At 62.7% G+C, this 23,744-nt stretch carries 19 protein-coding genes, 3 pseudogenes and 1 riboswitch; of the genes and pseudogenes, 14 read left to right on the forward strand and 8 right to left on the reverse strand.

From position 1 onward, the window contains the following. Positions 1–74 precede the first annotated feature (74 nt). The 8 genes and pseudogenes from LDP01_RS13860 to LDP01_RS13895 all read left to right on the forward strand — a co-directional run bounded on the left by LDP01_RS13860 (position 75) and on the right by LDP01_RS13895 (position 9,780). Positions 75–1,058 (forward strand): ABC transporter permease, encoded by a 984-nt coding sequence (locus LDP01_RS13860; protein ID WP_224093251.1) that lies wholly within the window; start codon positions 75–77, stop codon positions 1,056–1,058. Further along, positions 1,058–2,030: pseudogene (locus LDP01_RS13865) on the forward strand (ABC transporter permease). Before LDP01_RS13860 ends, LDP01_RS13865 begins: the two are co-directional and overlap by 1 nt. Continuing rightward, complete coding sequence (locus LDP01_RS13870) at positions 2,027–4,174, forward strand: dipeptide ABC transporter ATP-binding protein (RefSeq protein WP_224093253.1); 2,148 nt, start codon at positions 2,027–2,029, stop codon at positions 4,172–4,174. Before LDP01_RS13865 ends, LDP01_RS13870 begins: the two are co-directional and overlap by 4 nt. Positions 4,175–4,248: 74 nt before the next feature. Continuing rightward, positions 4,249–5,976 carry an ABC transporter family substrate-binding protein gene (locus LDP01_RS13875; RefSeq protein WP_224093255.1) on the forward strand — a complete coding sequence of 576 codons (1,728 nt, stop codon included), beginning with the start codon at positions 4,249–4,251 and terminating at the stop codon, positions 5,974–5,976. 282 nt (positions 5,977–6,258) lie between these two features. Further along, on the forward strand, positions 6,259–7,308 hold the full coding sequence (locus LDP01_RS13880) for a Gfo/Idh/MocA family protein (protein WP_224093257.1): 1,050 nt from the start codon (positions 6,259–6,261) through the stop codon (positions 7,306–7,308). Between the two features lie 172 nt (positions 7,309–7,480). Beyond that, entirely contained in the window at positions 7,481–8,167 is a 687-nt protein-coding gene (locus tag LDP01_RS13885; protein ID WP_224093259.1) for a hypothetical protein, read from the forward strand. Positions 8,168–8,347: 180 nt separating this feature from the next. After that, positions 8,348–8,896: an RNA polymerase sigma factor gene (locus LDP01_RS13890; RefSeq protein ID WP_224093261.1), complete on the forward strand. Its 549-nt coding sequence runs from the start codon at positions 8,348–8,350 to the stop codon at positions 8,894–8,896. Beyond that, positions 8,893–9,780 (forward strand): hypothetical protein, encoded by an 888-nt coding sequence (locus LDP01_RS13895; RefSeq protein WP_224093263.1) that lies wholly within the window; start codon positions 8,893–8,895, stop codon positions 9,778–9,780. Before LDP01_RS13890 ends, LDP01_RS13895 begins: the two co-directional genes overlap by 4 nt. Before the next feature lie 116 nt (positions 9,781–9,896). Here the strand turns inward: LDP01_RS13895 and ald are convergent, their stop codons facing one another. Next, complete coding sequence (ald, locus tag LDP01_RS13900) at positions 9,897–11,015, reverse strand: alanine dehydrogenase (RefSeq protein ID WP_216926266.1); 1,119 nt, start codon at positions 11,013–11,015, stop codon at positions 9,897–9,899. A gap of 208 nt (positions 11,016–11,223) precedes the next feature. On the opposite strand from ald, the gene LDP01_RS13905 reads away from it, so the two are divergent. Then, positions 11,224–12,438, forward strand: coding sequence for a PucR family transcriptional regulator (locus LDP01_RS13905; protein WP_224093265.1), 1,215 nt, complete (start codon positions 11,224–11,226; stop codon positions 12,436–12,438). Positions 12,439–12,595: 157 nt separating this feature from the next. Further along, on the forward strand, positions 12,596–13,516 hold the full coding sequence (locus LDP01_RS13910; protein WP_224093267.1) for an AEC family transporter: 921 nt from the start codon (positions 12,596–12,598) through the stop codon (positions 13,514–13,516). A 245-nt stretch (positions 13,517–13,761) separates the two neighbouring features. Here LDP01_RS13910 and LDP01_RS13915 read toward each other — a convergent pair whose 3' ends face one another. Then, complete coding sequence (locus tag LDP01_RS13915) at positions 13,762–15,153, reverse strand: hypothetical protein (RefSeq protein WP_224093269.1); 1,392 nt, start codon at positions 15,151–15,153, stop codon at positions 13,762–13,764. Next, positions 15,140–15,292: riboswitch (cyclic di-AMP (ydaO/yuaA leader) on the reverse strand. (Overlaps the previous gene by 14 nt.) 129 nt (positions 15,293–15,421) lie before the next feature. Continuing rightward, a complete protein-coding gene (locus LDP01_RS13920; RefSeq protein WP_224093271.1) occupies positions 15,422–15,655 on the reverse strand; it encodes a hypothetical protein in 234 nt (77 codons plus the stop codon). Positions 15,656–15,702: 47 nt separating this feature from the next. Between LDP01_RS13920 and LDP01_RS13925 the strand changes: the two genes are divergently transcribed. Continuing rightward, positions 15,703–16,770 carry an ATP-dependent DNA ligase gene (locus tag LDP01_RS13925; protein WP_224093280.1) on the forward strand — a complete coding sequence of 356 codons (1,068 nt, stop codon included), beginning with the start codon at positions 15,703–15,705 and terminating at the stop codon, positions 16,768–16,770. Between the two features lie 79 nt (positions 16,771–16,849). Here the strand turns inward: LDP01_RS13925 and LDP01_RS13930 are convergent, their stop codons facing one another. From LDP01_RS13930 to LDP01_RS13950, 5 genes and pseudogenes are all read right to left on the reverse strand, one after another. Beyond that, the gene (locus LDP01_RS13930) at positions 16,850–17,137 is read right to left on the reverse strand and encodes a DUF6480 family protein (RefSeq protein WP_224093282.1); all 288 of its coding nucleotides are present in this window, start codon (positions 17,135–17,137) and stop codon (positions 16,850–16,852) included. A gap of 124 nt (positions 17,138–17,261) precedes the next feature. Further along, positions 17,262–18,069 (reverse strand): annotated as a pseudogene (locus LDP01_RS13935) (alpha/beta fold hydrolase). Continuing rightward, positions 18,066–18,710: a maleylpyruvate isomerase family mycothiol-dependent enzyme gene (locus LDP01_RS13940; protein WP_224093284.1), complete on the reverse strand. Its 645-nt coding sequence runs from the start codon at positions 18,708–18,710 to the stop codon at positions 18,066–18,068. The pseudogene LDP01_RS13935 and the gene LDP01_RS13940 overlap by 4 nt, the downstream one beginning before the upstream one ends. Positions 18,711–18,765: 55 nt before the next feature. Then, positions 18,766–19,017, reverse strand: a complete 252-nt coding sequence (locus LDP01_RS13945; RefSeq protein WP_224093286.1) for a hypothetical protein — start codon at positions 19,015–19,017, stop codon at positions 18,766–18,768. A gap of 80 nt (positions 19,018–19,097) precedes the next feature. Continuing rightward, positions 19,098–19,541: a helix-turn-helix domain-containing protein gene (locus tag LDP01_RS13950; RefSeq protein WP_224093288.1), complete on the reverse strand. Its 444-nt coding sequence runs from the start codon at positions 19,539–19,541 to the stop codon at positions 19,098–19,100. 279 nt (positions 19,542–19,820) lie between these two features. Between LDP01_RS13950 and LDP01_RS13955 the strand changes: the two genes are divergently transcribed. From LDP01_RS13955 to LDP01_RS13965, 3 genes and pseudogenes are all read left to right on the forward strand, one after another. Continuing rightward, positions 19,821–20,891 (forward strand): LacI family DNA-binding transcriptional regulator, encoded by a 1,071-nt coding sequence (locus LDP01_RS13955; RefSeq protein WP_224093290.1) that lies wholly within the window; start codon positions 19,821–19,823, stop codon positions 20,889–20,891. Between the two features lie 80 nt (positions 20,892–20,971). Then, entirely contained in the window at positions 20,972–22,648 is a 1,677-nt protein-coding gene (locus LDP01_RS13960; protein WP_224093292.1) for an ABC transporter substrate-binding protein, read from the forward strand. 111 nt (positions 22,649–22,759) lie between these two features. Continuing rightward, positions 22,760–23,739: pseudogene (locus LDP01_RS13965) on the forward strand (ABC transporter permease). Positions 23,740–23,744 lie beyond the last annotated feature (5 nt).

Here is a 23,744-nt window from a genome sequence, read left to right on the forward strand (position 1 = left end):
TGACGCCGGCCACAGCCGGGAACCGCGGAAGGACGAGCATTGAGCTTTGCCACGATCCAGGGCAGCCGCCCGACATGCTGAAATATCTGACGAAGCGGTCGGGCATCTACCTGATCATGATCTTCCTGACCACGAGCGCGGGCTATTTCCTGGCAGTATCAACGCTCAAACCGGCGGTCCTGGAACAGGAGAAGATCCCGCGGCCAACCCCGGAACAGGTGGCAGCCTCCTTCCGTGGCCTTGGACTGGACCCTGACGCCAGTCCCTGGGAACGCTATATTGGCTGGCTCGGCGGCATCATTACCCGCTGGGACTGGGGCCGCAGCCCAAACGGGGCATTCGTCAACGCCGAATTCGCTGACCGGGTACTTGTTTCCACAAGGCTGTTTATCGCCTCCATCATCCTGACGCTGATCATCGGCGTCGCGCTCGGCGTTTATTCAGCAGCGCGGCAGTACAAGTACCAGGACCGCGTCATCACGTCCTACAGCTACCTGGTGCACATCCTTCCCGCGCCGATCGCCTACTTCCTGGTGCAGTTGGGGGCCATCAGCGTCAACGAAACCGTAGGCCAGCGCATCTTTTTCGTCACCGGCATTTCGACGCCGGGGATCGAGCCGGGTTGGCCGGCTTTCGTTGACCTCGTGGCCCACTACGCCGTGCCCACCTTTGCGATGACCATCTTCGGCTGGGCCGGTTACCAGATAGCCCAGCGGCAGTATCTCCTGGACAACGTGAATGCCGACTTTGTCCGCACGGCCAGGGCAAAAGGCCTCACCCGCAACCAGGCCATCAGACGGCATGCCCTGCGGGTCTCCTTCATTCCCGTGGCGCAAAGCATCGCCTTCACCATCCCCGCGATCTTTACCGGTGGCTTCTTTGCCGAGGCGATCTTCGCCTGGCCAGGCATCGGCCTGTGGAGTATCCAGGCAATCGGGCTTCAGGACGTCAACGTCGCCACGGCTACGCTGGCCTACGGCTCAGTGATCTTCGCAATCGGTGCCATCCTTGCCGATTTCGCGACGACGCTGGTCGACCCACGAGTGAGGGTCCAGTAATGACGAACATCATTGACCCCATCGCGGAAATCGACGAATCCAGGGTTGCCGACCAGGACGTCGTTATCGGCAAGACCCGCATTATCTTCCGTCGCTTCATGCGCAACCGTACCGCCGTCGCCGGTTTGTTCATCTTCCTGGCGCTGTTCCTCTTCTCCTTGTTCGGCGGGTTCCTGACGCCCTGGAATAAGGAGACGATTGATCCCCTCAACATCGGAATGGGACCATCACCGGATCACTTCCTGGGCACGTCCCAAGCAGGGATCGACCTCATGGCGCTCATCGTTGAAGGCACTCGGATCTCGATCTTCATCGGCCTGATCGTGGGAGGCGTATCTGTCCTGATTTCCGCCGTCTATGGCTGCACCATGGCGTTCTTCGGCGGCAAAGTGGACGCCGTGATGTTGTTCATCCTTGAAGCCCTCATCATGATGCCGGCCATCCTTGTGGTCGCCGTGGCCACCAGTGGAGGCGGCGGACTCAAGGACCTTCCCAGCTGGCTCCTGCTGATCATCGTGCTGCTGTTCTTCAGTTGGATGGGCACGGCCCCGCCTGGTGCGCTCATTGTCGATGTCCCTCATGCAGCGGGACTACGTCAAAGCCGCCAAGTACATGGGTGTCCCGTCCCGCAAGATCGTGTGGCGCCACCTCGTCCCGAACATCGGCTCGCTGTTGGTCCTCGATTTCACCCGCGGTATCACCGGTGCCGTGCTGGCCGAAGTGGCGTTCTCCTTCATCGGCATCGGCATCAAACTCCCCGATGTCAGCCTGGGTGTCCTCATCGGCCAGGCCACCGGCCAGGTGTCCTCGTTCCCGTGGATGTTCTGGGTTCCGCTGACCGTCATGTTCCTCCTGACCGGTTCGCTCGCGATGATGAACGATGGCCTCCGCGACGCCTTCGACCCCAGCTCCAGTTCGATCGGCCGCGCGAAGCGGACCACAGCACGAACAGTAAAGAAGACCCGCAAATGAGCACCAACATCTCCCACACGCCCGCAGAGCGGCTTCGCGACGCTGGACTCTACGCTCCCGGCGACGCCGTCCTGAGCGTCCGGGACCTCAACGTCCGCTTCAATTCCGAGAACGGCGTGGTCCACGCAGTGCGCGGCGTGGACTTCGACCTCATGCCCGGCAAGACCCTGGGCATCGTGGGCGAATCGGGGTCGGGAAAGTCCGTGACCTCCATGGCCATCATGGGACTCCTCCCCGAGACTGCGGACATCTCCGGTTCGGTGCGCTACAAGGGCAAGGAACTCCTGGGCCTCAGCGACAAAGCCATGTGCAAGCACCGCGGCAGCGACATCGCCATGGTGTTCCAGGACCCGCTATCGTCGCTGACCCCCGTTTACACCGTCGGGAACCAGATCATCGAGGCCCTGACCGTCCACAACCCCACCATGAGCAAGCAGGCCAAAGAAGCCCGCGCCGTCGAACTTTTGCGGATGGTTGGCATCCCCAGTCCCAAGGACCGGCTGAAAGCCTTCCCGCACGAATTCTCAGGGGGGATGCGCCAGCGCGTGATGATCGCCATAGCGATCGCCAACGATCCACGTGTGCTCATCGCCGATGAACCGACGACGGCGTTGGACGTCACCATCCAGGCGCAGGTGCTGGAAGTCCTGCACACCGCGCAAGAGGAGACCGGCGCCGCCGTCGTCATGATCACGCACGACCTCGGCGTTGTGGCGGGCATGGCCGACGACATCATGGTGATGTACGCAGGGAAGCCGGTGGAAACCGGGACTGTGGAGGACATCTACTACAACCCTCGGATGCCGTACACCATGGGTCTCCTCGGCGCCGTTCCCCGCGTTGACACCGCCAACAAACAGTCACTGGTTCCGATCGAAGGCACGCCGCCCAACCTGACGCTTCCCGTAACCGGCTGCTCGTTCGCGCCGCGTTGCCCGCTGGCCAGCGATGCCTGCCTGCACGGCGAGCCCGAACTCTTTTCGGTGCCGGGTTCCGAAGGCCACAGGGCAGCCTGCATCAAAACGGACCAGCTATCGGGCGACGCGGACGTCCACGAGATTTTCCAGGCGCCGCCCAAGCCCGTTTCAAAGTTCGACGGCGTGGCTCGCCTTGAGCGGGACAAGGTCCTTGAGCTGAAGGACGTGAAGAAACACTTCCCACTCCTCAAGGGCGCGCTGATCAAGCGCAGGATCGGCACGGTCAAGGCCGTTGACGGGCTGAGTTTCGACATCCGCGAAGGCGAATGCCTCTCGATCGTCGGCGAATCCGGCTGCGGCAAGACCACCACGCTCCTGGAAATCATGGAATTCCACCCGGACCAAGTGGGCGAAGTGGTCATCGGCGGCGTCAGCAATAAGGTTGCCACCGACGCCAGGACGAAGATGGCCATGCGCAAGGAAATGCAGATGGTGTTCCAGGACCCCACGGGTGCACTGGATCCACGCTTCACGGTGTACGAAGTCCTGGCCGAACCGCTGGAAAACCTGGGCATGCCCAAGGCCGCCGTCCGGAAGCGCATTATGGAACTCATGCGGCTCGTGGGCCTGCAGGCGGACCACGTCAACCGTTTCCCCAACCAGTTCTCCGGAGGCCAGCGCCAGCGCATCGGCATTGCGCGGGCGCTGGCAGTGAATCCGAAACTTGTGGTGCTGGACGAACCGGTCTCTGCGTTGGATGTCTCCGTCCAGGCCGGCGTTATCAATCTCCTGGACCAGCTACGTGCCGAACTGGGCCTGAGCTACCTGATGGTTGCCCACGATCTCTCCGTGGTCCGCCATATCTCGGATCGCGTGGCCGTGATGTACCTGGGCAAGATCGTGGAAACCGGCGACGTGGACGAAGTGTTCGACAATCCGCGGCATCCCTACACGAGAGCCCTGCTCTCTGCGATCCCGGTACCCGATCCCAATCTGGAACGCACGCGTGAACGCATCATCCTGCAGGGCGACCTTCCCAGCCCGCTTGATGCGCCAAAGGGTTGCAATTTCGCAACGCGTTGCCCGGTATTCGCCGCACTACCTGCCGCCAAGCAGGAGAAGTGCCTTACTCTGGAGCCGCCACTTGCTTCAGAAGGTCAACAGGAGTTTGCATGCTTCTTCCCGGACGGGGAAATAGATGCCGACATGCTGGTGGTGCATGCCTGACGACAAATGACTCATTGATTGAACCCTGTATTCAATTCGTAAAGATTTCCAGTCGTAAACATGAAGGGCAAACCATGAAGAAGTACACGACGATCGGCGGCGTAGCAGTTGCAGCTGCACTGATGCTGACCGCTTGCGGCGGGGGAACGCCGTCGGGTCCGGCCTCCCAGAAGGCCGAAGAAGCTGGCGGTGACATCAGCAAGCTCATTAGCGTTAATGCCAAGGAAGCCAAGGACCTGGAGCAGGGCGGCACTGTCACCCTTGCCATAGGCAGCATTGGCCCTGACTTTAACGGCTTCTCCAATGTGGGCAACAGCGCAGACAACTCTGCGCTGATGACTCCGGTTAATACGGCCTCCATCAACAGCGGCGGCATCGGTGGCTGCTGGAAGCTGGACTTCGACGGCAAAGCAGAGCCCAACAAGGACTTCTGCGAAGACGTCAAGAGCGAAGTCAAGGATGGGAAGCAGACCATCACCATCAAGGTCAATGACAAGGCGACCTGGAACGACGGAACGCCGATCGACGTCAAGACCTTTGAGAACACGTGGAAGATGCTCAAGGGCGACGATAAGTCGATCGACATCGTTTCGGCGGGCGCTTACGCTTTCGTGGACTCGGTCAAGGCCGGCGCCAACGACAAAGAAGTCATTGTCACCACCACCCAGCCCGTCTTCCCTTTGGAAGGTCTCTTCTTCGGCCTGATCCACCCGGCAATCAACACGCCTGAAATTTTCAACACGGGCTTTGCAGGCAACATGCACCCCGAGTGGATGGCCGGCCCGTTCAAGATTGAAAACTACGACACCACCGCAAAAACGGTGACCATGGTTCCGAACGACAAGTGGTGGGGCCAGAAGCCGGTCCTTGACAAGGTGGTTTGGCGCCAGATGGAGCCGAGCGCCACGATTGCCGCGTTCAAGAATGGTGAAATCGACGCAGCCAATGGCCGTACCCTGGGCCGCTACAAGCAGCTCGAAGGTACCAAGGATTCCGATATCCGCCGCGGCCAGCGCCTGTTCGCAGGTGGCCTCAACCTGAACGCCAAGCGCCCGGCCCTTACCGATGTGGCCGTACGCAAGGCAATCTTCACCGCAGTGGACCGCAAGGCCATCCGCGATGTCCGCTTCAACGGCTTGAACTGGTCCGAGGAAAGCTCGGGTTCCATGATGCTCATGCCATTCTCCGAGTACTACCAGGACAACTACCCCGTGAAGGAAACCGGCCCTGAGCAGGCCAAGAAGGTCCTGACCGATGCCGGCTACGCCCCGAATGACAAGGGCATCATGGCGAAGGACGGTGTTCCTGTTTCCTTCAAGATCACCAACTTCGGAGACGACCCCACCACGGCGGCAACGTCGCAGACCCTGCAGAACCAGCTCAAGGCAGCGGGCATGGATGTTTCCATCGATCAGCGCGGAGACGCCGACTTCGGCAAGGTCATTGGTGGCCGCGAGTTCGACGTAACCATCTCCGGTTACACCGTGGGTGCAGACGCAACCGACGCCGTGAAGCAGTTCTATGACTCCACCACCAACGAGAACGGCCTGGGCGACGCTGAGCTGGATGCCGAGATCAAGCGCCTGGCAACCATCGCGGATGACAAGGAGCGCAACAAGGCGGCCATGGACGTAGAGAAGAAGCACATGGAGAAGTACTTCTCCATGGGCACCGTCCTCAACGGCCCGGAGATCCAGTTTGTACGTACGGGCCTGGCCAACTATGGACCGTCCCTGTTCAAGAGCCTGTCCAACGTTCCGGACTGGACCACTCTCGGCTGGGAAAAGGGCGCCAAGAAGTAACGCTTTGCCCTAGGACCTAAACACAACGAGGCCGGGAGCTTCCCTGAACTGTTCAGCGGTTCAGGGCGGCTCCCGGCCTTTTCCGATCGTTCTCTCACGTCCTGCGGCCTTTTCCTGATCGTTCTCTCACGTCCTGCGGCCTTTTCCCGATCGTTCTCTCACGTCCTGCGGCCTTTTCCCGATCGTTCTCTCACGTCCTGCGGTCTTTTCCCGATCGTTCTCTCACGTCCTGACCTTCCGCAGTGCGCACCGCCGGGAGGTTTACTGAATTAGCCTTGGGGCATGACTTCCAGGCCGATTCGCACCGCCATCGCAGGTTTTGGGCTATCAGGCAGCGTGTTCCATGCGCCCTTCATTGCAAGCAACAGTTCGTATGAGCTTGCCGTCATTGCAACATCCGACGCCCAAAGACAGGCCAGAGCCGCTGAACGATACCCACAGGCAAAGGTAGTCAGCACGCCGCAGGACATCCTGGCGCTAGCCGGCGAACTGGATCTCGTCGTCCTTGGGACACCGCCCGCCACGCACTATCCGCTGGCGAAAGCCGCGCTGGAAGCCGGGCTCGACGTCGTCGTCGATAAGCCGTTTGTCGTCCACAGTGCCCAAGGTGAGGAGCTGATCCAACTCGCCGCGCAAGCGGGCCGCGTCCTCACCGTCTACCAGAACCGCCGCTGGGACGGAGACGCGCTCACCCTGAAGAAACTGCTCGACGCCGGGACGTTGGGTGCGGTGACCAGGTTTGAAGCGGGGATGGAGCGCTGGGCGCCGGAGATCGCCAAAGCGTGGAAGGCAAGCGCTACTGCCGAGGACGGCGGTGGGGTCCTGTTCGACCTCGGTGCACACGTGCTGGACCTGGCCCTCCAATTCTTCGGACCCGCGCACGTCACCTATGCCGAGATCACAGCCCGACGGCCGCAGGAGAAGGCCGACGACGACGTCTTCATCGCGCTCCGGCACCAATCCGGCGTCGTCAGCCACGTGACCCTGAACCTCAACAGCCACCTCCACGGCCCCCGCTTCCGCGTGCTGGGCACGAAGGGCGGCTTTGTTAAGTTCGGCACCGATCCGCAGGAGCCCTTTATTCTGGGCGGTGGACTGCCGACGGCCGCGGAGTACGGCGTCGAACCTGCCGAAAACTACGGGACCCTTGAGTCGGACGGCCAGCGCCGAACCGTCGCCACCGAGCGCGGGGCCTACCAGGAGTTCTATCGCCTCCTCGCCGAAAAGATCGACGACGGCGGTGCGGCCTCCGCGCTTCCCTCACCTGTGGATCCGGCCGACTCAGTTGCGGTGCTGAAGCTGATCGAACAGGCCCGGGCATTGGCTTCCTAAGTGTGGATTTGTTCAGGCAGGTCCTGCCCGGAAACATTTTTTTGAGGAAGGCGTAACCTCAGCGGTGCCCGGAACGATGTAGAGGGAGTGCGGGCCACGTCCGCACGTTGATCATCCGGCAGCGACCCAAACGCTGCCGGGGCAATCCCCACATCGTTTGTCGGAGGCTTTTATGTCCTTGTTCACTGTCCTTGCCACTAGCAAAGTCGCCGCCGGCGTCCTGGCTGCCGGAGCTGTAGCTGCCGGCGGAACCGGTGTCGCTGCCTTCAACGGCGCTCTTCCCACCGAAATCCAGCAGAGCGCCCACGACCTCGTCGGTGCTCCTGCTCCGCTGGCCACGAAGGCGGCTCACGCGGCTGAAGCCGGCCAGGCCAAGGCGACTGACGCAGTCGAGACCGCACAGGCGAAGGCAACCGACGCTGCCAAGGCTGGCGAAGAGAAGGCAACGGACGCTGTTGACGCTGCGAAGTCCAAGGCCGAAGACGCCGTCGCCGCAACGCCTGAAGCTTTCGGTCTCTGCACTGCCTTCATCAACGGTGGCCTCAAGGCTGACACCAAGGTCCCCGGTTTCAAGTCCCTGGTTGTTGCCGCAGGCGGCGAAGCCAACGTTGAAGCCCACTGCCAGGCAGTAGTCGACGCCGGCAAGGCTGCCGGTCTGAAGGCTGACGGATCCGCAAACGCTGACGCTTCCGTTGCAGCCAAGGTGCCGGCAGTTCCTGCTGTCCCGGCTGTTCCGGGAACGGACGGTGCCCCGGCTGTCCCCGCTGTCCCTGCAACACCGGCCGCTCCCGCGCTGCCGACGCAGGTGCCCACCGAGGTTCCTACCGCTCCCGGTGCAGGCCTCGATTCGGTCCGCTAAGCGCTCAGCGGTTACGGTTTAAGGGTGGGGCTCCTTCGTCTGGTACGGGGAGCCCCACCACTTTACGGACGGTGGAGTACGTAACAGACGGCAGTGGCAACGGATGTCCTGACCCCGGAAAGAACCGGGGAGGGTGCTCCAGAGAGGCCGCTGCGCTGCGCGGGATGGAGGCATCCACGGGTGCTAAACCCATTAGCTGATGAATATGTGCAGACGGACGATGACGATCCCGCTCTGCTCTTCACCGATGCCTACAACCAGTTCTCCGGCCCGGTTTTCGGCTACCTCCGCGCCCGCGGTGTGGACGATCCCGAGGCCGTGACGCAGGACGTCTTCCTCGCCCTGTATCCGAAGCTGCCGGATCTGCAGGGTGGCCTCCAAGGGGCCAGGACCCTGCTGTTCTCCATCGCCCACGCGCGCATGGTGGACCATTACCGCAAGCGTGAACGGACTCCGGATTCAGCTCCGTATGATGCTGAGCTCGATGCGCGGCAGGCGCCCTCGGCAGAGGACCAGGCATTTGGCCGCGGCAGCCTGGGCGTCACGGAACTTCTGGAGGACCTCGCCGCAGATCATCGCGAAGTCCTGGCATTGAGGGTGGTGGCTGACCTCTCCGTGGAAGAAACGGCGGCCATTATGGGCAAATCCCAAGGGGCAATAAAACAACTGCAGCGCAGGGCATTGAGTGCACTGAGGAAAAGTGCACTACGAAGGAATGGCACACCATGAGTGAACACATCACCCCGGCCGGACGACGGACCGGTGGCGCCGGCGGTTATACAGGCGAGCAGGCCATTGACCGTCTGTTGGCCGATTCCGGATTCGACGACGCCCGCGACATCCGTGCCGAACTTCTTGAACTGCGCTCCCTCGCCAGCACCGCTCCGCCGCCCTCTGCGGCCGTCCGCGCGTTGATGATCGGTGACCGGGCGGCTGGCGGCACAGGCACGACGGCGGAGGTCGCCTCCGCCACGGCGGGTGCACCGACGGCGGTACTTACGTCCGTCGAAGGATCCACTGACTTAACTTCCCTTGACGAACTCGCGGCCCGTCGTCGTCGTAAGCGCCGCACTGCGATCGCCGGGCTTGCTGTGGCAGTGTCATTGGCAGGCGGTGCTACGGCCGCGGCTGCTTCCGAGGGTGGCATCCCGGGTGCTTTCCAACATCTGGGCTCGACAATCGGCTCAGTAGTTTCGCAGCTCACGCCGGGATCAGGCAATGGATCGGGGCATAATCCTGGTTCCCCCTCCGAGCAGGAGCGTGGCCGCACTGTGACTCCGGCAACCCCATACCCATCCGGCCGCAACCCCGGCGGCAATGGCACCTCGGGAAATGGCGCCAACCCGGGCCAGGAGCCTCAAGGGGGCACCGATGGCGGGTCCGGACATTCCAATTCACCCAAGGCTCCCAACGGGGGGACGCCCGAAATACCCAGGATTCCCGGGAATGGTCAGCCCGGCAACATCAGCATCCCGACTCCCGCAGCACCAATCACGCCGCCGGGCATCGAGGCCCCCAACGTAACCCCGCCGACCCTTCGGCAATCGGATATCCCTGTGCCGGTTCCCACTCACGTGGTCCCGGAGGAACCAGTCACCCCCGGCAACGGCTAGAGCACGGGTTTGCTGCCCAGCAATTTTCTGCCCGGCACGTGCAAAGCCCGCTGTCCCGTTGCTGGACAGCAACGGGACAGCGGGCCGGCGACTTGTCACCGCCGCAAGGGCAAAGCCTAGGCGGTAACCACGCTGTGCCAGTCGGCAACGAGGGGCAGGTTGTGCGCCTCGGAAACCGAGTGGTGTGCCACGTGGCCTGCGGCGATGTTGAGGCCGGCGGCCAAGGCGGGGTCGCGGTCGAATGCGGCCTTGACGCCCAGGTTGGCCAGTGCCACGGCGTAGCGCAGGGTGACGTTGGTCAGTGCGTACGTGGACGTGTTCGGAACAGCGCCAGGCATGTTGGCAACGCAGTAGAAGATCGAGTTGTGGACCTTGTACGTCGGTTCCTGGTGGGTGGTGGGGTGTGTGTCCTCGAAGCAACCGCCCTGGTCCACGGCGATGTCCACCAGCACGGAGCCCGGCTTCATCCGGGACACGAGTTCGTTGGTGACCAGCTTGGGAGCCTTGGCGCCCGGGATCAGGACGGAGCCGATCACGAGATCTGCGTCGACAACTGACTTCTCGATCTCGTAGGCGTTGGATGCCACGGTCTTCAAGCGGCCCTGGTAAAGGGCATCGAGTTCCCGCAGGCGGTTGATGTTGATGTCCATGATGGTGACATCAGCACCGAGGCCCAGCGCCATGGCGGCAGCGTTGGTTCCGGCAACACCGGCACCGAGGACAACAACCTTGGCCGGACGGACGCCCGGTACGCCGCCAAGGAGGATTCCCTTGCCGCCAGCCGGTGCCATCAGCGAGGAAGCGCCGACCACCACGGACAGGCGGCCTGCGACCTCCGACATCGGGGCGAGCAGCGGAAGGGTGCGGCCTTCCTGGACCGTTTCGTAGGCGATGGCCGTGACGCCGGAGTTGATGAGCTCGGCAGTGAGTTCGGGCTCGGCGGCGAGGTGCAGGTAGGTGAAGAGGATGAGGCCCTTGCGGAAGCGGTGGTACTCGGCCTTGATGGGTTCCTTGACCTTCATGACCATGTCGGCACGGCCCCAGACGTCGTCCGCGTCGGCAACGATTTCAGCGCCCGCGATCGAGTATTCCTCGTCCGTGATGCCAGAGCCCAGGCCCGCACCCCGCTCAACCAGAACGGTGTGTCCGTGAGTGCGGAACTCGTGGACACCTGCGGCCGTGATGGCTACGCGGAACTCGTTGTTCTTGATTTCTTTGGGGACGCCGATGATCATTTGCTGGCTCCATCGTTTGCGGCTTTTTCGGCCGGATATTTGCTGTGGGCTGTGATTCCAGAATAAATCCGGCTGTGAGGCAGGCGACATGGATCTTGGAGCCCGTCTGAATGGAAACCGCGGAAATTCAAGGAACTTTTGTTATGCGCCTCGACATTTGTCGAGGTCTGGGGCGTCAGGTGTCGCCTGATGTTGGTACGCTTTCTGGATGCAGCAGGACGTCGAGGAGATCGTTGAACGCGTGGCGCTCAAGCTTGGCAGGGGGCTGTCCCTGGAGGACCTCGACGGCGTCCTCCTCGCCTACAGTTCCAACCAATCGCACGCCGACCGCGTGAGGGTGAACTTCCTCCTGAGCAAACGCGTGCCCAGCGATGTCAGTGCCTGGCAGCTCTCCCACGGCATCGCGACGGCGGTGCGCCCGGTTGTTGTTCCGTCGAACGACGAGCTGGGCATGCTCGGCCGCGTTTGCGTCCCGCTGCTGGTGCGCGGTTTCCGGGTGGGCTACTTGTGGGTCCAGCAGGACCTTGAGGAGCAAACCGCGACGGCGATACTCGCCGAACTGCCCGGCGTACGTGACGAACTGGACCTGTTGGCTGCTTTGTTGCTCGACTCAAACACCGCGGAATCGGAGTTCAGAAGGAGGCGGGAGCAGGAGTTTCTAGCGGCCTGCACTGGCGAATCGAATGCAGTGGCAGCGGTGGCCGGTTGGAAGGAGATCCAAGGCCGCGGTCCTTGGCAACTGGTGACCATCCTGGACGCGGATGGCGGCGGAACCGACGTCGACCCCATTGCCGCAACGCTAACGCACCGAACAGCAGCGTTGCAGTCCACCATTGGTGTCAACGCCGCGCTGTTCAGCGCCGGGACGGAGACCCATTCCGTTGTCCTGTTCCGCGAATCCGGTGGCCGGGCTGATCACGCCCAGGTTCTGGTGCACTATCAATTGGAGCTTGCAAAGCGGGCCGGCCGCAAAGTGGACCGGGTGATCCTGGGCATCAGTGAGCCGTTCCAGGTTATCCGGCAACTGGCGGGCGCCTACAGGCAATCGAAAGTGGCAGCCCAGGCCGCAGCCGTGGATCCGCCCCTGGGGGAATTGGTGGAGAGCCGGGCGGTGGGCGTGTATCAACTCTTCGATCGTCTTCAGGCGCCGGGCGGTTGGGATGACACGGGCTCCGTTCATTTCCGGACGTTGGAGGACCAGGACAAGAACGGCGAACTCCTGCCCGTGCTGGAACTGCTCTATGACAACGACAGCTCAGTGCAGGACGTCGCAGCGAAACTTCATCTGCACAGGAGCAGCATCTACAACCGCCTTGGCCGGATCCGCCAACTCATCGGAGCTGATCCGTTGAGCGGGGCCATCAGGCTCGAGTTGCACGCTGCACTGAAGGCACAGCGCTGGGCTTCGCGGCCCCGGATCTAGCGAATATCAGGGGTTTCGGGCCGCCAAGTGTTTTGGGCCGCGGAGTGTTGTAGAACGTGTGCTGCGGAACGTGTGCTGCGGAACGGCCGGAATTGGACAGTCCTCCAGGCGTCGCTTACGCTGAGAAAACGGTTTCTGACCAATTCTTAGGAGCACTGTGGGCGGCGTTGTGTCGGGGATCCTCATCGTCGCCTCGGTCATCGCGGTGGGTTACTTCGCCGCCCGCTACCAAGTGCTGGCCCCGGATGTACAAAGCGCACTGACCCGGACGGCTTTCTACATCACCAATCCTGCACTGCTGTTCACGGTGGTAGGTGGAAGCGACATTCGTGCCGCCCTCGGCGTCGACGCCCCTCTTGCGCTCCTGTCGGCAACCGTCATAGGCCTTCTCTATTGTTTGCTGAGCTTCGTGTTCTTCCGACGGCCGGTCGCGGAAACGGCGGTTGGTGCCATGGCAAGCAGTTATGCCAACGCGAACAACATCGGTATTCCTGTTTCCTTGTATGCAGTGGGCACGGCGCAGCACGTTGCTCCAGTCCTTCTGGTTCAACTCCTGATCATGGCGCCCTTCTACCTGAGCGTCCTGGGCGTGGCGGGCGGCACAGGAATCTCGTGGAAACGGATGCTGTTGCAGCCTTTCTCCAATCCCATGATTATCGCCTCGGGCCTGGGGGTGGTGATGGCCCTGACGGGGTGGGAGGCTCCGGAGCTCGTTCAGAGACCCATCGATATGCTGGCCGGCGCGGCCGTCCCCATGGTTCTGCTGGCTTTTGGCATGTCGCTGGCTGGCAAGGCGCCTCTCCAAAAGGGCGATGGCCGCGTGGAGACCGTAGTTGCTACCACCTTGAAGGTGGCTGGCATGCCGGTGGTGGTCTGGGCGCTGGGGCGCTTCGTGTTCGGCTTGGAGGGTCAGCACCTCTTGGCCAGCGTCATCATGGCCGCACTGCCAACCGCACAGAACGTCTTCCTTTTCGCTTCTCCCTACGGACGCGGGATGACAATGGCCCGGGATGTCATCCTCTGTACAACGGTCCTGTGCATCGGGGCGTTGGTTATGGTTGCGTGGCTGTTTGGATAGAAGCGATCGAGGCCATGAACAAGCGACACACGAAACAAAAGAGGCAGGCACCCGGGTGGAGCAGTTCAGGGTCGGGTGCCCGCCTCATCTTGTTGCCGTGATTCCGGTTGCTGTGATTCCTTAGGCCCGGCGCAACCGCTGGCAGCTCCAGCGGCCCATCCGATTGCGGAAGGTGGCAGTGCGGCTGCTGCTGCAGTACCGGCCATGCCATCCGACGTGCGCGCTGGTCCTGGGAAGCCGCGTGCTCATTTCAAGATCCCAGTGGCGCCGTCAAGTATGCCGTCCAGGTCCAGGGGTGAATCGCTGGACGGTGTGGTGGTGCTGGGACTGCCGGTCGGCTTTGGCTTTGGCGCCGGAGCCTGTGTTGGAGTAGGTGCCGGAGTGCCCGTGGGGGTCGGCGTCGTCGTGGCAGGTGGGGTGGTGACCGTGTCCGACGGAACCGGGCTCGGGGCCGGCTGGGTTGGAACAGGAGTTGTCACGCCCGGGACGGGAACAACAGCCGACGGGACTGCCGAAGGCACCCAAACAGGATCCGCGAGTGACACTTGCGGAGTCGGAAGGGACGACGACGGCGCCTGGTCGGGTGCCTCTCCTGACGACTGCGTTGCTACGGTTGCCGGTTTTCCGGCCTCGCTGGTGGCCGACGACGCGGAGGCGGTGGCGTAGGACGAGCTGGGTGCAGGGGTGGCCGAAGTTGACTGCCTGCTGTCGCTACCCGTCTTTGCGTCGCTTGCTTCCTGGGCCGGCGTTTCCTGCCCGAAGAAGGGAAGCTCGAAGGCCTGGCTCATGGTGCCAACGGTCAATACCAAGCCCAAGGCCCCAGCGACGACTGCCATGCGCTGGCCCTTTGTTTTGACCGATGCGGCCTTGGTGAGCACGGCGTGTGGTTCATGGCTGAAGGATGATCCACCCAGTGATGAAGCTCCCAGTGATGAAGCTCCGAAGGCAGGGGCGCCGCCAGCCGGGGTTTCGCCAGCACTTGCCGACTTTCGGGCCGTACCGCTCCCGGATTCCTGTGCGCGAAGGGCTTTCCGGCTTGCGAGACCAGAGGCGGCGGTCGCGGCTGCGGCAAGCTGTGCGGGGCTCTTAGCCTGAACGATCGGGATGGCAGCGGTGGCAGGTTCGGGATTCGCTGCGGGTTCGGACGCGACCGGTTCGGGCGCCTGAACGATCGGGATGGCAGCGGTGGCAGGTTCGGGATTCGCTGCGGGTTCGGGCGCGACGGGTTCGGGCGCCTGAACAGCTGGAATCGCAGCAGTTGCCGGCTCCAGAGGAGCAGGGTCCGCCGGAGCAGAGTCCGCTGTTGCAGAATCCGCTGGTGCTGTTTCTGCTGGAGCAGTTTCAGTGGGGACTGTCTCAGCAGAGATAGCTGCCTGGGCTGCCCGTTCACGCTCTGCCGCCCGAGCGGCCGCGCGCGTGGTGGGTGCCGCCGTTTGGGGATTGGAAGCAGAGGCGGGAATAGAAGCAGTGGCGGGTTCCGGCGTCGCGCCTGCTAAACCTGCTTCTGCTTCCGGCGTGCTGGTGGAGGATCCGCTGGGTTGGGGCCCCGACGGCGTCCGGTTGGCTGGGTACGCTCGCGCGCTATTTGGGCGCGGCGCGGCTGATCCATGGTTGGGGACATGGTGGTTGCCTCTCAACGCCTGCGAGGTTAGCTGTCGGGTTCGGACGAGGCCGTCCGGCCGCACATGGCGGCTTCACCCCAAGGGCCTAGGGGAAAAATCAGGCCCGGGAACTCTGGGTCCCCCGTCTCTGCCGCGGGTCTGGCGGATTCCGGTTTGCGGCAGAGCTCGGCGTCAACCCGGAAGCGGCCCAGCGGAGATGAGGGTCGCTCTTCGACGGTACATGAGCGGCATAGTAAAGTCACATTAATGTAACGGGCGGGACGCCTTCCGGCGCGAAGGTCCGTTAGGACTTAGGCTCCGGGGCCGGAGCCGGGGCTGGCAGTTCGTGCTGGATCCTTTGGACTTGGTGTGCGTAATGGGTCTCGGGTCGGAAAATTTCGTCCGCCACACCAAGCATCCCACCCGTGGCACCGCGCCGGACTTTACCCTTGCTGTTCTGGCGCAAGACCCAGAACCAAAGGGCCGCAATGAGGGCAGGTGCTGCCAGCACTGCCACTAGTACGGCCAAGATATCCATGGCCCAAGACTAGCTTCCGCCGCGGGCGGCAGGTAGAACATAGTCGTATGGACCTCCCAGTGATGCCGCCCATTTCGCCCATGCTTGCCAAGTCTGTTCCTTCGATCCCTGATGTGGGTCATTTTGAGCCAAAGTGGGACGGGTTCAGGACCATCGTTTTCAAAGATGGTGATGAGATCATCCTGGGTAGCCGAAACGAACGTCCTATGACACGGTATTTCCCTGAGCTGGTGGAAGCCCTTCGGAAGAATCTCCCGGACAAATGCGTGATCGACGGCGAGATTGTCCTCATAGCTGGGAACAGGCTCGACTTCGAGGGCCTTCAGCAGCGCATCCATCCCGCCGACAGCCGTGTGCGGATGCTGGCCGAAAGCACCCCGTCCTCCTTCATCGGATTCGACATCCTCGCGCTGGGAGACGAGAACCTTATGGACAAGCCGTTTTCCGAGCGTCGCGCCGCCTTGGAGAAGGCACTGGCCAAGGCTGAGGCGCCCGTTTACGTAACACCGGCGGTGACGGACCTTGATCAAGCACAGGAGTGGTTCGTGCAGCTCGAAGGTGCCGGGCTTGACGGCATACTTTCCAAACCGCTCGAGGGGACATACCAACCGAATAAGCGCGTCATGTTCAAAACCAAGCATGAACGGACCGCGGACTGCGTGGTGGCCGGATTCCGCTGGCATAAAACGGGAAAGGTTGTCGGGTCGATGCTGCTTGGGTTATATAACGACGCCGGTCAGCTGCAGCACGTGGGGGTGGTGGCTTCATTTCCCATGGCCAAGCGCGAAAGCCTGGTGGCTGAACTTGAGCCATACCAGACGGAGTTCAGCGAGCATCCTTGGGGTCAGTGGGCCGACCAAGGAGATGCCGCCGCTACTGGTTCCCGGATGCCGGGCGCGCAAAGCCGATGGAGCGGCGGCAAGGACTTCTCCTTTGTTCCACTTCGGCCCGAGCTCGTCATCGAGGTCGCCTATGACTACATGGAAGGCGACCGGTTCCGGCACACCACCCAGTTTCGTCGATGGCGGCCGGACCGGACTCCGGAGAGCTGCACCTATTCTCAACTGGAGGAGCCAGCTGACTATGACCTCGGGGAGATACTGAGGCTGCCGTGACCGGAGTTGCCCCCGCTAATACGTTGCTGGCCCGCTAATACGTTGCTGGGCAGCGACAGGACAGCGGCTTGGGGACGAGCTACTCTTCGTGTCCTTGGTCGCTGCTCATGCTGCCCTCCGCGGGTGGGGTTTCGCCCGGAGGTACGCCGCCTCCAGGCTCAAGTCCCGTGACGTTGCCGTCCAGGGGATCGGGGTTGGCGGAAGCTGCGGGATCGTCGTCCTCGTCCTGGCGCATGTCGGGATCCGCGTGGACATCGTCGGTGTCGCCGGCAGTGACGCCAGCGGTGTCGCCTGTCGTGTCGGCTGGCTCGGCGTCGCCGGAAACTCCGAAGGTCCGGGGATCGTCCTCAGGGTCATAGCTGGTCATGGTCACCCTTCCTAAGCAAACTTACTATTGTGCTTGCCCGGCCAGCCTAGTCTCCAGATCGCAAACCCAACAAGGGGCACCCACGCCGGGTTCCGCCGTCGTGCATCAGTGTGTGCATCAGTGCCTAACTCTGGCGGGAGGTGGCAGCGACGAAGCTCATGATGGCGTCCGCAACAGCTTTCGGCCGCATGTGCTGGGCGACGTGTCCAACTCCGGGGATTTCAACGAGGCGCCCTTGGGGCACCGCGCGGGAGAGCTTAAGCGCCCACTCCGGCCCGGCCACATGATCGCGGCTCCCTCGAAGCACCAGCACGGGAGTCCGGACTTTGGCCAACTGCTTCTCGGTCGGGTACTTCATCATTACCGGCAACTCGGTGAGGTACCAGCGGGGCCCGCATTGCAGGTAGTCCGTGATCACGATCCAGTTGGACGATGGGCTTTCGCGGAGAAGGCCATCCAGGAACAGGGCAAGCGACTGCCGCCCCACGTTCTTGTGGCGTGAGTCAACCACGGGACCCATGAGGACAAGATGCAAGGCGCGTTCAGGCGCATGGAGGGCCGCTTCAATGGCGAACTGCACGCCCATCGAGTGTCCTACCAGGATGTACGACCCGATGCCGCAGGCCCTTCAGTGCTTCTGCGATGAACGCGCCGTAGTCTTCCACGGACAGTTGCCGCCCGGGCTTGGGAGTACCCGCAAAACCGGGAAGGTCCAGCGAGTAGGTGGGCGCGCCCGCTGCCAGTACGGCGTGAAGGCGCGCAAGGTACCGGTGCGAGACGCCGATGCCGTGGATAAGGATGTAAGCGGGCTGCGCGCTCCCGTGCGTCCCCGGAGGATGCGATCCCTCCGTCCAGAGAATCCGACCACCTAGACCGCAAGCCTCGACGTCGGCAGACAGTAACGTGCTCCGCTTGCCTCGGCGCCCCGTCAAGGCCGGGCCTGTTCCAGGAATACCGGAGCCCCGGGGCCGGTTAGCTCGTCCTCAGAGACCGGCCGTCCGGAAACAGCGAGAAGCAGGGAAATGGCCGGTCCTTGTACCTCCGGGCCGTCGCCGTGCTGGAAGTCGGTGTCCGTGGCAACCAGTCGCCAGCCCGCGGCTATCTCCTTGCCGCCGCCGATCCTTGTTGTTGTCTTGACCTGGTAAGCAAGAGCCAACGCGACCTGCCCGGCCGGGTAGTTGCGTGTCATGCCAAGGGGGCGCCGGATGTCTTCGCCATGGACGAACGCTTCCACCAATCGTGTGGCAATCCCCGCCGGTGGTCCCGATGTCCGGGACACTACAGCGCGCAGCGCCGTCAGTGTGCCGCCGGGATCCTTGGCCTTCTCGCGTTCCACCCCCACGGCGTTGTCGCGGTCGAAGTCGAAGCGGGCTTCAATCATTCGCTTGAGGAAGCCCAAACGGGTGGTCTTTGCGCTGTCCACAACGTGCGCCAGTACGTCATGGATGTCCCAGCCCGGGCAAAGTGAAGGCGTCTCCCAGAGTGGCTCGGGGAGCGGTTCCAGATCCTGGATCAGCGCACGACGTTCATCGTGCACGGCGGGCCAAACGACGGAGCGGGAAGTCGAAGCCATACCGCTATTGAAACAGCCCTGGTTCGGGTTTGGGGCTGTTCGACCCGCCCGCATGCTAATCCCGGGTGGCGTCGTCCGATTCGGCGGGGTCGCCGGCGGCGCGCGAAGCGTCGGGGGAGGCGGCAGCGTCAGCCGCGTCCCGGCGTCGGGCGATCTTGGATTCTGTCCACATGGCGACCGCGACGAACGCGACGCACGCAAACATGAAGGTGGCTACGAAGTTCAATCCCATGGCCGATCCCAAGGGTGCGGCAAGGGCCATTGCGGCCACCCCGGCCACGATATGCCACCCTTTGAAATTGCCCACCAAACAAGCGTAACCCCGGGGTAATCAGGTGCTGGCCCGTTGGCTGGGATCGTTGCTTGATCCTTATCACTCCGACGCTTTTAGTCGCTGCGTGCGTCATTTCCGGCGTCATCGCGGCCGTTGTATTCGCCTTTTTCTCCCCCGGAGGTCTCGGCCTGCTTGCGCTTCTGGGTTTCAAGCCACTCCATGATCGCAGCCTGGCGGATTCGCCGGTGCGTGCCGCGGTATTCGACTGGGATTTCTCCGCGGTCGGTCATATTGCGCAGGTAGGTGTGTGAGATGCCTGCGAGCTCCGCGGCCTGGGAGGTCGTGAGCATTTCCTCCACGCTGCTGACCGTGACGGTTTCGCCGCGGCCCAGCCTCGCAAGAAGATCGACGACGGCGTCCCTCGCCTGGTCGGGGAGGCGGTGGACCGTGCCATCGACGAACACGGTGATGTCGTTGCTGTCCTGGAGGGAGCGTGCCAGGTTCCGGGCGTCGTCGGCCGGGAGGCCAGCTGTAACGCGGGGAGCTATCAATGCCATGGCAGAAGCCTAGCGCGGTGCCGGCTTTGTGGCTGCGCGGGACGAGGCTTGTGGCTGCGGGGGACGAGGGAGCTAGCCCGATTCGATGCTTCGCTGCGTGCAAGACGGTAGGAGTCGTCTTCTGCGCAGCGAGTCGTCGAATCGGGCGGTGGCGGCGCAAAAGAAACCCGTTGACAGGAAGCAGGTAACGCGCGTAACCTAAATCACACGTTCCAAGTAACGCGCGTTACCAATATCCGCATTACCAACAGGCATCAGAACCAGGACCCGGAGCATTCAATGGCGAAAAGCACCACCCCCAACAAAGCCGCGGCTGTGCGGCAGCGGGGGGTCACCATGAATGACGTCGCCAAGCACGCCGGCGTCTCCCGGACCGCAGTCTCGTTCGTGCTGAGCAACCGCGAAAATGCCAGCATCTCCGAGGAAACCCGCACCCGTATCAACGATGCCGTGCAGGCACTGGGCTACCGCCCGAACGCCGGAGCACGTGCGCTGGCATCCCAGCGCAGTGATTGGTACGGGATCGTCACCGAGATCGTGACGGCACCGTTCGCCGTCGACATCATCAAAGGAGCCCAGGACCAGGCATGGATTGATCGCCGGTTCCTGCTCATCGCGCCCTCCGACCAGGCCGATGCCGTAGGACCCAACCAGGGCTTGGAAGATGCCGCCATTGAAAAGCTGCTGGAGCAACGAGTGGAAGGACTTCTCTACGCAGCCACTTTTCACCGGGGCGTGCACGTTCCGCAGAGTGCCAACGAAGTACCAACCGTGCTGATCAACTGCTTCGACGCGGACGGAAAGCTGCCCTCGATCGTTCCTGACGAGCGTGCGGGTGGCAGGGTCGCCGTCGAGCGCTTGCTTCAAGCCGGCCACACCCGGATCGGAATCATCAACCTTGACCCGGTCATTCCCGCAGCAGTTGGGCGATTGGAAGGTGCCCGCGAAGCACTGGCCGTCGCAGGACTTGAGCTGGACCCGGAACTGGTGGTGTCCGGATACGCAACAGCCGACGGCGGCTACGACGCCGCCTGCCAAATCCTGGACCATTATCCGGAAAAGGACAGGCCAACCGCGCTGTTCTGCCTCAACGACCGCATGGCGATGGGCGCGTATGACGCCATCAAAGAACGGGGCCTGACCATCCCCGGAGACATCGCAGTGATCGGCTTCGACAACCAGGAGCTCATTGCGGCCTACCTAAGGCCAAAGCTGACCACTGTTGCCTTGCCGTTCCAAAAAATGGGAGCCCTGGGAGTCCAGACGCTCGCCGCTCTTACAGCAGGACAGCCGATCATTGCCGACCAGCAATTGGTCGACTGTCCGCTGCTAGAACGCTCTTCGGTCTGACCGCGAAATCAACCTCGAAGAGCAAACCCCTTACCCACCCCTTCACCTTGGACGATGAAGATAGGAAAGAGATAACCATCATGACACAACCCCGATTCCTGAGGTCTGCCCGCATCACGGCGGCCGGACTGGCGGTGGGCGCGATGCTGCTGACCGGCTGTGCCGCCACCGTCAACAAGACCGCCGGCACAGACGCCGCAGCAAACGCGAGCGCGTTCCTCACCATCCCGCGTGAGGACATGGGCACGTTCGTGCAGAACTTCAACCCGTTCGCGCCCACCGTCAACCCGATGGTCCAGCAATCCATCTACGAGTCCTTGCTGATCTTCAACCCGGCCAAGGGAGACACGGTGCCGTGGCTCGCGACAGAGTGGAAGGCAGCCGACGACGGCAAATCGATCACCTTCACGCTGCGTGACGGCGTGAAGTGGTCCGACGGCCAGCCCTTCGTCGCTGACGACGTCGCTTACACGTTCGGCCTTCAGAAGAAGATCAAGGGTGGCTACGAGTACCTGGACACCGTGACAGCCGAGGGAACCAACAAGGTCACGTTCAACTTCAACAAGCCGTGGTCCCCGGCCCTTTACGACGTCGGACAGCTCAGCATCCTGCCCAAGCACATTTGGTCCGCGCTGGCCGACCCGGAGAAGGACCCCAACGCCAAGCCCGTGGGCACGGGACCGTACACCGAGGTGGACAGCTTCCAGGCCCAGTCCTTCGTGCTGAAGAAGAACCCCAACTACTGGCAGCCGGAAAAGCAGAAGATCGCCGGCATCAAGATGCTCGCTTTTGCAGGGAACGACGGCGCCAACCTCGCCGCTGCGAACGGGGACGTGGACTGGGCCCCGCAGTACATCCCGAACATCGAAAAGACGTTTGTTTCCAAGGACAAGGAACACCGCCAGTACTGGTTCCCGGCAACCGGCGCCATGATCAACTGGCAGCTCAATACCACCAAGGCCCCCTTCAACGATGTTGAGGTCCGCAAGGCGCTGAGCATGGCCGTGGACCGCGACCAGGTGACCAAGATCGGCATGAGCGGCTACGCCAAGCCGGCCGACTGCACTGGCCTCTCCGGCAACTACGAAAAGTGGAAGAACTCCGAGGTCAAGGACAACTGCACCTGGACCAAGCTGGATGTGCAGAAAGCCAACGAGCTGCTGGACAAGGCCGGGTACGCCAAGGGTGCTGATGGCAAGCGCAAACTGAAGGACGGTTCGCCGTTCGAGTTCAAGATCTCCGTGGGCGCGTCTTCCTCCGACTGGCTTTCGGTAGCCAACGTGATTTCGCAGAACCTCGCCGAGGTTGGCGTCACGGCAAAGGTTGACTCCCCGGACTGGGCTGCCGTGGTTGCGGGTTACGAGACGGGCGACTTCGATTCCGGCATCGTGTGGAGCGCCAACGACCCCAGCCCGTACAAGTACTTCAACACCTCCATGGGCACGGCAACCGTGAAGCCGGTAGGAACCAAGACGTTCGACAACTACCACCGCTTCGGTGACACCAAGGCTGATGCCCTGCTGGCTGAATTTGCAGCAGAGTCCGACGAGTCCAAGCAGAAGGACATCGCCAACAAGCTCCAGGAAGAGTACAACGACGTCGCACCGCTGGTGCCGCTGTTCTCCGGCCCGGAATGGGGTGCCTTCAATGACACCCGCTTCACAGGCTGGCCCACCGAGGGCAACCCGTACGCAACCCTCTCGGTGCGGTCACCCACCACAGTCCTGGTGCTGACCACGCTGGAACCGCGTAAGTAGCCAGTTCCCCGCCGGCTCCGGCCTGCACACCGCCGTCCGGCGGCCGCCGTCCCACGGACCGGCCGCCGGGCGTGCCCCAAACTTTCCGTAATTCCCGAATGGAGGGAAACCGTGCGCTTTATCCTGCGCCGCCTGGGTTTCTACCTGATCGCCTTCTGGGCATCCATCACCCTGAATTTCCTGCTCCCGCGCTTCATGCCCGGCGACCCCGTCTCCCGCATGTTTGCCCGCTCCCAGGACAGAATGCAGCCCGAACAGATCGAGGCCCTGCGCAAGCTTCTTGGCGTGGACGATCGACCCATTTGGGAGCAATACGTCGACTACATGCACAACATCTTCACGGGCCAGATGGGCGTTTCCATCTCCCGTTTCCCAACACCGGTCACAGAGGTTATCTCTTCCCAGATCGGGTGGACCCTCCTGCTGGGCGGAACCGCCCTGGTGATTGCCGCCGTCGTGGGTAACCTGCTGGGCATCCTGGCCGCTTGGCGGCGGGGCGGCGCGATCGACTCGGCACTGCCGCCGGTGCTCGTGTTCATCGGCTCGTTCCCGTACTTCTGGCTCGCTATGGGTGCGCTGTACCTGTTTGGCGTGGTGCTGGGTTGGTTCCCGATCCGCCACGCGTTCACGGATGGTTTGGAGCCCGGGTTTACATGGGAGTTCATCGGCGACGTCGGTGCGCACCTGGTGCTGCCGGCGCTGACGATCGTGCTGGTTTCCATTGGTGGCTGGATGTTGGGCATGCGGAACACCATGATCGCCACGAACTCCGAGGATTACATCACCATGGCCGAGGCCAAGGGTCTTAGGGCCCGGGCCGCATCATGCTCCGCTACGCAGCCCGGAACGCGATGCTGCCCTCGGTCACGAGCTTCGGCATGGGACTGGGTTTCGTGGTGGGCGGTGCGCTGCTCACCGAGGTGGTGTTCGCGTACCCCGGCGTGGGCTACCAACTCCTCAACGCCGTCCAAGGCCTGGACTACCCCCTCATGCAGGGCCTGTTCCTGACCATCACCGCCGCCGTGCTGCTGGCGAACTTCCTGGTGGACATCCTCTACGTCCGCCTCGACCCGCGCGTGCGCAGCAACTAGAGGAC

The organism is Arthrobacter sp. StoSoilB13 (assembly GCF_019977255.1).
GTDB lineage: Bacteria > Actinomycetota > Actinomycetes > Actinomycetales > Micrococcaceae > Arthrobacter.